Raw genomic sequence first — 9,096 nt, 5'->3', positions numbered from 1 at the left:
GGGAGAGCGAAAGCGTTCCTTGACAAACGCAGCAAATGGGCGATCCTATCTCAAGACAAAAGAAGAGGAAAAAGTTTGATCATCCTAGAAAAAGAGAGTATCTGTCCAAATTCAGGGGGTTAATCCGTTTTACTTTATCAATTATTTAGCTTTCTTTTTCTATATGGGTTTAGTCTATGTTTCAGGTATGGTATAGCAATATAAATTTAGTCTTCGCACACTAAGTTGTCACGCTCAAGGATGGATTATTTTTCATGGTGGAATGACAGTATGGCAACAACTAAGTGGCAAATGTGATCATTAGCATAATAGCTTAAAACTGTCATAGACCTCACCTCCTCTCTATAGGGAGGTATAAGCCAATCATCCTTGAGAAACCTGTTAATAAAGGTGAAGTAGATGGTGATGAATTGGATGGGAAAAACGGACGGAGTACTATTTCCTTCTAGATAACAAAAGACGTTGTCATAGCATATATGACTAAGTAAAAAGAATAACTCGCAATGGGATTAATATTCTTGGTATAAAAAAAATACAATAGACACTTGTGACATGTTTTATTTATCAAGAAAGTCGAGTTATAGATATTTATTACGTTCTTTCATTGACGGGTATCTTTCATATTATATGGGATTACACAACACCTGACACACCAATTACTTTTTAAATATTAGATTTTAGCAAATAATACACAAAGGGTATTTCAATCGTTCTATAACCCTTAATTTAGTGAGAAAAGCCTTTTGTTCTTGTAAAGACACGCCTATCAAACAAAGAGTAGATACCTATAATACTTAATAATTTAAGGAACTGTAAGTATTCTAGGTATCTAGTAAAGGTTCTTAAGGTTACTTAACAAACAATTCTTTAGGGAATTTCGTTATCGTCTCACAACCATTTTCAGTAACCCTTAAGCTTTCCGTTATTGCTACACCATAGCCGTCAAGCCACATTCCAGGCATCATATGAAATGTCATATTTGGTTTTAATATTGTTTTTTCTCCTGGTTTAAAATAAGCTGTATTTTCAGTCCAGACAGGTGGATAACTTAATCCGACGGTATATCCCATTCTTGATTCTTTATTTAAACCGTAATTATTTATAGTTGTTTGCCACGCTTTCTCTACCTCTTCACAAGATACTCCTGGTTTTATTGTTGATAGTGCTACATTTAGTCCTTCTATTACGATTTTGGCTGTTTCTCTTACTGTATTAGGTGGTTGGCCAACAAATATTGTTCTTGTGAGAGGTGCATGATACCGTTTATAACTTCCTGATAGTTCCATGTAGATTAGTTGCCCATCTTGATACTTTCCTTCTGTTGTCCACGAAAAGTGAGCACCTGCTGTTCTTTCCCCTGCTGGTGTTATTGGCGCTAATGATGGATATTCTCCTCCATAAACGCCTGTTCCCTCTACTAAATCACTATAAATTCCTGCTGCAACATGGGATTCTCTAACACCTATCCCAACCTTTTCTATCGCATTATACAATGTTTTTTCTGCTATTCTTGAAGCTATCTGCATATACTCTATTTCTCTTGGAGATTTTTGTCCTCGTATCCAGTTAACAAGTGAGGTAGCATCTACAAATACTGAATCCGGTAAACATCTTTCTAGACTTTTATACCAATGTACGGTAAAAAAGTAAGCATCAAATTCGAGTCCTATTCTTTTACTATTAAGTCTTTTTTCTTTCAATATGTCTCCAATAAAATCCATAACGTGCAGTTTTTTTGGTTCCCATAAAAATTTGTCAGGATAAGCTATTACATTTTCTTTCCTCATCCAAGTTGTTTCAGTTGCACAAAACAAGTCTTGGAATCTTACAATACATAGTGGTTCATCTAATTCAGTTGCTACTATTACTCCTTGAGGTGTGTAATATGACATAGCATCATATCCGGACACATAATTCATATTTGCAGGATCTGTAATTAATAATACTTCTATTCCTTGTTCTTCCATACTTAATTTAACTTTTTCCACTCTTTCTTGATATTCAGTCTTTTCAAAAGGTAACATCATCACTTTCCCCCTCCAATTCTAATCTTTTAAAAAAACAATCATCTAACAATTTGTTGAATTTATATTTTGGTAATTTATACAGGTTGCAGTATAATAAAAAAATCAGAACATTAAAAAATAAAAATTATTGAGTGTGTATAAAATCTATTGCTCCAAACTGATCAAGGATAAAACCATAAAACATCATTACATGGATGGTTCCACTTTTCTTATCTTTCATCAATTTCTTTTGTCCAAAAACATTAACTTTTATTTCTCCAAAACGCTCTTTAAATTTACGATCAAATTCTACTTTCTTCCCAAGTTTAATATATTCATATCGAGTTTTTACTAAATAACAAAATAAATAAACTGCGTATGTTGTTACTAAAAGAAAAGCTAATAAATTGATAAGTTCCAATAGTGTCATAACATCATTCATCCTTTCCATCATTGGTGCTCCTATCACTGTTTTCCAAATATGAAGAGTCAGAAGATGATCCACTAAAGTATTTCAAAGCTAGTTTATAAAACCATTCTGAAGCTGCAGGCAATACATTTTCATCAATCTGAAAACGGGGGTGATGATGTGGATACATAGGATGATTTGGTTTACCTGCTCCTACGAAACAAAAAGCCCCTGGAATTTCTTTTAAATAATAAGAAAAGTCCTCACCAACCATCTTTGGTTCCATTATCCCTGTATTTTCAGATCCAAATACCTTACTTGCTGCATCTAACAATACATCAACTTCTTTTTCATGATTTACAACCGCAGGGTATCCACGTTTATAATCTACTTTAATGTCCGTTCCATAAATTTTTCTTAATCCATCAACTAATTCTTCCATATTTGTTTGTATTATATCTCTTACTTCTGGAGTAAAGCTTCGTGCTGTTCCTTCTAATACAGCCTTATTTGCTATAATATTAAAAGCCGAACCAGACTCAAACTTACCAAAAGTGATAACGCCAGACTCTAATGGATTAATATTACGACTAATTATGTGCTGAGCAGACATAATTAAATGTGAAGCTATAACAATTGAGTCTGTTGTTTTATGTGGCATTCCACCATGTCCGCCTTTTCCCTTGACTTCAATCTTAAATTGATCAGTTGCTGCCATCATTGGGCCATAGCACGTACGAAACGTTCCAGATGGTAATTCAGACCACAAATGCAGTCCAAATACTGCATCAACTCCATCTAATACACCATTATTAATCATTCCAATCGCTCCACCTGGATTAACTTCCTCTGCAGGTTGAAAGATAAATCTAATATTTCCATTTAATTTATCTCTATTTGAAGCTAATAGTTTAGCAGCACCCATCAAAATTGAAGTATGACCATCATGCCCACACGCATGCATTACACCTGGAACAGTGGAAGCAAAAGATAATTCTGTTTCTTCTTGAATAGGTAAAGCATCCATATCTGCACGCAAAGCAATAGTTGGTCCATTTTCTTTGACCAGTAAATCTGCGGTAACGCCATGACCATTAATATTTTCCTTAACATATAAACCTAAACTACTTAAGAATTCAGCAACAATTTTAGATGTTCTTTTTTCCTCAAAGGAAAGTTCAGGGTATTTATGAAAATCACGCCTCCATTCTACAATTTCTTCTGCTAATACTTTTTTTTTACATTTTTCATTGTTCAACACCTCTTTAATTTTCCGAATGAATTCATCTAAAATTACTAGATAATGATAGTTTTACCGGATGACAAAGCCATCCGGTTATTTGAAAATTTTCACTATTTACTCTACTAATGTTTTGGTTTCATTGATCACTTTCTTGAATTCTTCTGTTAATAAAGGAACTACTTCAAATAAATCTCCAACAATACCATAGTCTGAAACTTGGAAGATATTCGCTTCAGGATCTTTATTTATCGCTACAATCACTTTTGAACTCGACATCCCAGCTAGATGCTGTATTGCTCCAGAAATACCACAAGCTATATATAGATCTGGAGTAACCACTTTTCCAGTTTGCCCTATTTGTAAAGAGTAATCACAATAGTCAGCATCGCAAGCAGCACGCGATGCGCCTACGGCTCCTCCAAGTACATCAGCCAACTCTTGTAATGGTTTGAATCCTTCAGCACTTTTTACTCCCCGACCTCCGGAAATGATTGCTTTTGCCTCTGAAAGATCAACTTTTCCAGAAGCTTTACTTACCACTTCTTTTACTACTGAACGTAAATCTTTAATGGTCGCAAGCAGCTTAATTGTTTCAGAATTAACTGGATTTTCTATAGCTTCTATATTGTTTGGGCGAATCGTAGCCATCACGAGATCATCATTTACTTTTTTCTTTTGAAACGTTTTTCCAGAATAAATTGGCCTTGTAAATACAATTCCATTATCCATTTCTACATCCGTACAATCAGAAACTAAAGCTGCATTTAACCGTGCTGCTACACGAGGAAGAATGTCTTTTCCAATAGAAGTATGTCCTGTTAATACAACATCGGGATTAACTTCTTCAATAACTTGTAACAATGCTTGTTTATAGCCATCTGGTGTATAATTTTTTAATTCTTCGTTATCTGTAATATATACCTTCTGAGCTCCATATTTGGAAAGTTCTTCACTATAATTTTCTGCATTACTTCCAAATATGCAAGCATTAATATCAACATCGCTTGCGATACGGTTTGCAACAGTTAAAACTTCAAAAGACACATTTCTTAGCTTTCCATTTTTAGCTTCTGCTAGTACAAGTACTTTTTTTGTCATTCTATTATCCTCCTTTAAACAACTTTATTTTTTTCACGTAATACATAAACTAATTCTTTAACCTGATCTTTGAGCTCCCCATCAAAAATGCGGCCTTTTTCTTTTTTTGGCGGTAAATAGAGATCGACTATTTTTGATTTTGCTTGAATATTATCTTCATCAATATTTAAATCATCCATTTCTATTTCTTCTAAAGGTTTCTTTTTAGCCTTCATGATCCCTGGTAATGATGGATAACGCGGCTCATTTAAACCTTGTTGAGCAGTAACAAGAATAGGTAAAGAAGATTCTATGATTTCCAAGTCACCTTCTGCATCTCGTTGTGCTATAACCGTTTCCTCGTTTACCTCAAGATTTGTAATTGTAGAAATATGAGGGATATCTAATTCTTCTGCTACACGTGGACCTACTTGACTGGCTCCATTATCCACTGACATATTACCACCAAGTATAATGTCATATTTATTGTCTTGTATTGCAGCAGCTAGAACTTTAGCGATACCATTTTCATCTAGTAACTGATCTTCTTCCTCTTCAATAAGCATTGCTTTATCTGCTCCCATTGCCAAAGCTGTACGTAGAGCACTTTCTGCTTCTGGCGGTCCAACAGTGATAGCTGTAACTTCACCACCGTTTTCTTCTTTTAATTTCACTGCTTCCTCTACTGCATATTCATCATAAGGGTTAAGAATGAGTTGGACGTTTTCTTTATCAATTTTCAAATCCTCTATAATGATTTGTTCTTCTAAATCTAAGGTTTGTTTTACAATGACTGCAATTTTCATAAATTTAAATCCTCCTTTGTTATTTACATACACATGTGTTACACATGGCTGTTTACAGTAGTTGTATATGGATGTTTTGGCTTAAGTAAGTCTTGTTCTTCAAAACGAGTTAGTCGGAATGGTGAAAGACTTATACCTTCTTGTTTACTTTTTCCTTCTAATACTAAGTCTGCAGTCAACTTACCAACCACAGGAGTAATTTTATATCCGTGACCACTAAATCCAGTACATAAATAAGCCCCTTCTATTGGTGTCCGACTAATATAAGGAATACCGTCTGGTGTTATTTCATATGCCGCCGAGTAACTAGCTAACAGCTTAGCTTTATCAAGTGTCGGAAAACAATGTAAGAATTTAACGATAGCCTTTTCAATCGCTTCCTCTGTTGCATGCTTAGGATAATTATCTACATCGTAATCAACTGGATCAATAAATTGAGGAGCAGCATGGTCTGCATTGCCTAATAATAGGTGGCCGCTGCTTACTTCAGGCTTAATGTACTGGTCATGCATAAAATCTCCAAAAGAAGGTGCTTTTTTTATTTCTGCACCTGGATCAATATATATTAGTTGAGCACGTTGTCCTCTTATAGGCACTTTAACTCCTACATTTTTCATTAAATGATGAGCTCCTACTCCTGCACAAACAATGACAGTGGATGTATACACTGTGTTATTATCTGTCGTTTCAACCCCTACAATTGAACTTCCATCTTCACTTGTTAAGATTCGTTTCACACCACAATGTTGTTTAATTTTAACACCCAATTGTCGAGCAGCATCTGCATATGCTTGACTCAATAGGACTGGATCCCCATAACCACCCTCGGGTTCAAAAGCAAATGCTCCAAATTGACCTGTATCCAAATATGGAGAAATTTCTTTTACTTCATCTTTTGATATCATTCCCGTATTAACACCATTTTGTTTTTGCATTGCTACATTTTTTTCTAAAGATTCAATATTTTTGTGATCGACTCCAAATAAATATCCTACTGGTTGATAGCCAACATCATTTCCTAAAATATCTTCTGCATTCTTAAATGTCTCTAGACTTTGCACTGCCATACGTGTGAGTTCTTCATAGCTATAATGGCCACGTAAAACACCACTTGATTGACCGGTGGCTCCAGAACCAATAGCATTTTTCTCTAAGACAACAATGTTTTTAACATTTTTTTTAGCTAATTCAAATGCTGTACTGCATCCCATTAACCCCGCACCGATAACAACTACATTGGCAGTGTTTGGTAAATTATTCATGTTTTTCACACCTCTCTCTGTTTGTTGAATAAATTTTAAGAATAGTTTCTTATTTCTTGAAATCTTAAATTAATAATATCTCTAGGAGGATGAAATGGTCATTCGACATTTTGTTGAATTTTTATTTTTTTAAGTCCTACATTTTTGCGTGTTGCAAATAATTTTTATAAAAATGTATATTTTTTCTTTATGTTCATACGATAATATACTTAATAACTGTTATGTATAAATATCTACAATATAAAAAGAAACAGTTTTTCATAATGGAAAAACTGTTTCTTTTTATAATATGGATATCATTTGTTCGTTTTTAAAACTTTCGCAGAGGTGGAATAGCAACCAGGAAAATGCGGATTTACAACGTTAAGCAGGTCTAACAACCAGTAAAATCAACCTATAAATACTGATACTAGGAAGGTCATAGGTCTATAAATTTTGATTATTTGTATGATTAATTAATTGCTGTAATGCAAAAGCTAAATCGATTTCTTTTTTACTTCATGAAACTTTCTTTAGACAGTCAAATACATTAGACGAATTAAAGTCAAAGAAAAGCTTTTTATTGGCAGGAAATTTGGAGTCGTTTTTTAAGTTTATTACGTATCAATCTCTCCTTCTAACTTCCATAACTTAATACATAACTCTAAAAGAAATCTATCCTCAGGATCGATAATAGATAAATTAACTATTCCCTCAATTTTCTTTAGTCGATAAAGAAGAGAGTGGCGATGTAAATGTAAACTTCTTGCCGTTTGGCTGATTTTGCCTTGATTTTCATTATAAGCTATTATTGTCCCGATGAAATTCGTGTTTTTTTGTTGATCGTATTCTATGAGAGGTTTAATGGTCTGGTTAACGATGTCATTCATTTCTTCATCTTTTGCAATTCTTAAAAGAGAACGTTCAATTCTTGTATCATCAAAGTTAATACGACAACCTAGACCTTCTTTTTTTCTACCAATTTTTAGAGCTGCTTGTGCTTCATTAAAGCTATCTATAAATCTATTTTCACCCTCATGACATCTACCTATCCCCCAAGAAATAGTTAAGCCAGGTAATAAATTATTTAAACGACGGCTTAATAATTCAAGGAAGCTATAAGCTTTTTCCTTATAAGTATCTAAAGGAGCCTCCAAAAATAGGATTATATCATTACCATGATTAGTCGTCATTACCTTTTGATTAACAATATTGGAACCAATAAAGATTTCATCTTGAATAAAATGAATTATACTTTGTTTCCAGCGTTCGTATGAGGTAACTGTCTTGTTTCTTTTATAAAGTTCTTGAAAATTTTCACCTGTTCCCACGAGACAAATGTATGAGGTCTCTAATATGTATCCAAGTGATTTAGCCTGAGATAATTTTTGATTATAGCTTGAAAATTCTCCTTTTGCTAGGCTCCAAACAAAATCTCCTCTAAGTCTAGTTTTTGTTTCCTCAATGGCACTTTCACGAAGAAACCACATTGCAAGGACTGTTGATGCTTGTTCTAGTATACTAGCATTTTTATTATTTAAGAATGACTCAACTGTCTCTTCATCTTTTAACTCAATAGTTATATACCCTTGAATACGATTTGAAGACTCAATAGGGAATTGTAGAAGAACATGATTTAATAATTCTATTTTTTCAGCTCTGGCATGTAATGGATGATGATCATTTGTTAGTGATATTGCTTGAGGACTAAAATTATTTTTTCGGTAAAGGTTCCATTTTTTCATCAGATCGCTAGCATTATTACTTTTTCCTTTAATTTCTCCTGTTTTGTCTACAATGATAAGAGGGTTTCCTAATTTCTCTCTAATAAATTTTGCTACTTTTGATAGGTTGGGATTCTGCAATACCATATTTAAAAGGTATTGTTGGATATTTTCAACTATTTGCATTTCTTCATTTTGACTTCTTTTTATTTCATTCATAACAAAGTGGATAACTTCAGCAAAGCGAATTTCCCACGGGATTTCTATAATTGGAAACTCTTTTTCTTCTGCGAAAGAGAGAACACTTTGTGGAATGTCCATAATATACTTTCCTTTTGCAATTGCAAGCGCTGATGCCCCTGATTCATAAACACTTTCAACAAACATATGAAATATATTCATGTCTTTACCTGAACCAGCCCCAATGTTAAGTACAAACTCATTTTTACGAATATAATTCTCTACAGGTATATCCATAATAGATACCCACTCGACTGGCTGCTTGGATAACTTGTGCTTAGCCGTTCTTACTATTGCACCTTCTAATATATCGAGTTCTATTACATTTTTTACTGTAAGCACTAATTTTT

At 33.7% G+C, this 9,096-nt stretch carries 6 protein-coding genes and 1 pseudogene; all 7 read right to left on the bottom strand.

The window, feature by feature from the left end:
- Positions 1 to 848 precede the first annotated feature (848 nt).
- On the bottom strand, positions 849 to 2,027 hold the full coding sequence (locus ACE1TI_RS18705; RefSeq protein WP_375009056.1) for a M24 family metallopeptidase: 1,179 nt from the start codon (positions 2,025 to 2,027) through the stop codon (positions 849 to 851).
- A 136-nt stretch (positions 2,028 to 2,163) separates the two neighbouring features.
- Positions 2,164 to 2,436, bottom strand: a pseudogene (locus tag ACE1TI_RS18700) (hypothetical protein); the annotation flags it as partial.
- A gap of 4 nt (positions 2,437 to 2,440) precedes the next feature.
- Positions 2,441 to 3,673, bottom strand: a complete 1,233-nt coding sequence (locus ACE1TI_RS18695; RefSeq protein WP_375009054.1) for a M20 metallopeptidase family protein — start codon at positions 3,671 to 3,673, stop codon at positions 2,441 to 2,443.
- Positions 3,674 to 3,772: 99 nt separating this feature from the next.
- On the bottom strand, positions 3,773 to 4,756 hold the full coding sequence (locus ACE1TI_RS18690) for an electron transfer flavoprotein subunit alpha/FixB family protein (protein WP_375009053.1): 984 nt from the start codon (positions 4,754 to 4,756) through the stop codon (positions 3,773 to 3,775).
- 14 nt (positions 4,757 to 4,770) lie between these two features.
- Positions 4,771 to 5,541 carry an electron transfer flavoprotein subunit beta/FixA family protein gene (locus ACE1TI_RS18685; RefSeq protein WP_375009052.1) on the bottom strand — a complete coding sequence of 257 codons (771 nt, stop codon included), beginning with the start codon at positions 5,539 to 5,541 and terminating at the stop codon, positions 4,771 to 4,773.
- A 38-nt stretch (positions 5,542 to 5,579) separates the two neighbouring features.
- Positions 5,580 to 6,803 (bottom strand): NAD(P)/FAD-dependent oxidoreductase, encoded by a 1,224-nt coding sequence (locus tag ACE1TI_RS18680; protein ID WP_375009051.1) that lies wholly within the window; start codon positions 6,801 to 6,803, stop codon positions 5,580 to 5,582.
- 596 nt (positions 6,804 to 7,399) lie between these two features.
- Entirely contained in the window at positions 7,400 to 9,088 is a 1,689-nt protein-coding gene (locus tag ACE1TI_RS18675) for a PucR family transcriptional regulator (protein WP_375009050.1), read from the bottom strand.
- Positions 9,089 to 9,096: the final 8 nt, after the last annotated feature.

Origin of the sequence: Alteribacillus sp. JSM 102045 (assembly GCF_041949975.1) — a bacterium.
Lineage (GTDB): Bacteria > Bacillota > Bacilli > Bacillales > Marinococcaceae > Alteribacillus.
This window is presented reverse-complemented; position numbering and strand designations above follow the sequence as displayed.

Coding starts and splice junctions, on each gene's coding strand:
- ACE1TI_RS18685 (WP_375009052.1), bottom strand. CDS start 5,541: ATGAAAATTGCAGTCATTGTAAAACAAACCTTAGATTTAGAAGAACAA.
- ACE1TI_RS18705 (WP_375009056.1), bottom strand. CDS start 2,027: ATGATGTTACCTTTTGAAAAGACTGAATATCAAGAAAGAGTGGAAAAA.
- ACE1TI_RS18690 (WP_375009053.1), bottom strand. CDS start 4,756: ATGACAAAAAAAGTACTTGTACTAGCAGAAGCTAAAAATGGAAAGCTA.
- ACE1TI_RS18680 (WP_375009051.1), bottom strand. CDS start 6,803: ATGAATAATTTACCAAACACTGCCAATGTAGTTGTTATCGGTGCGGGG.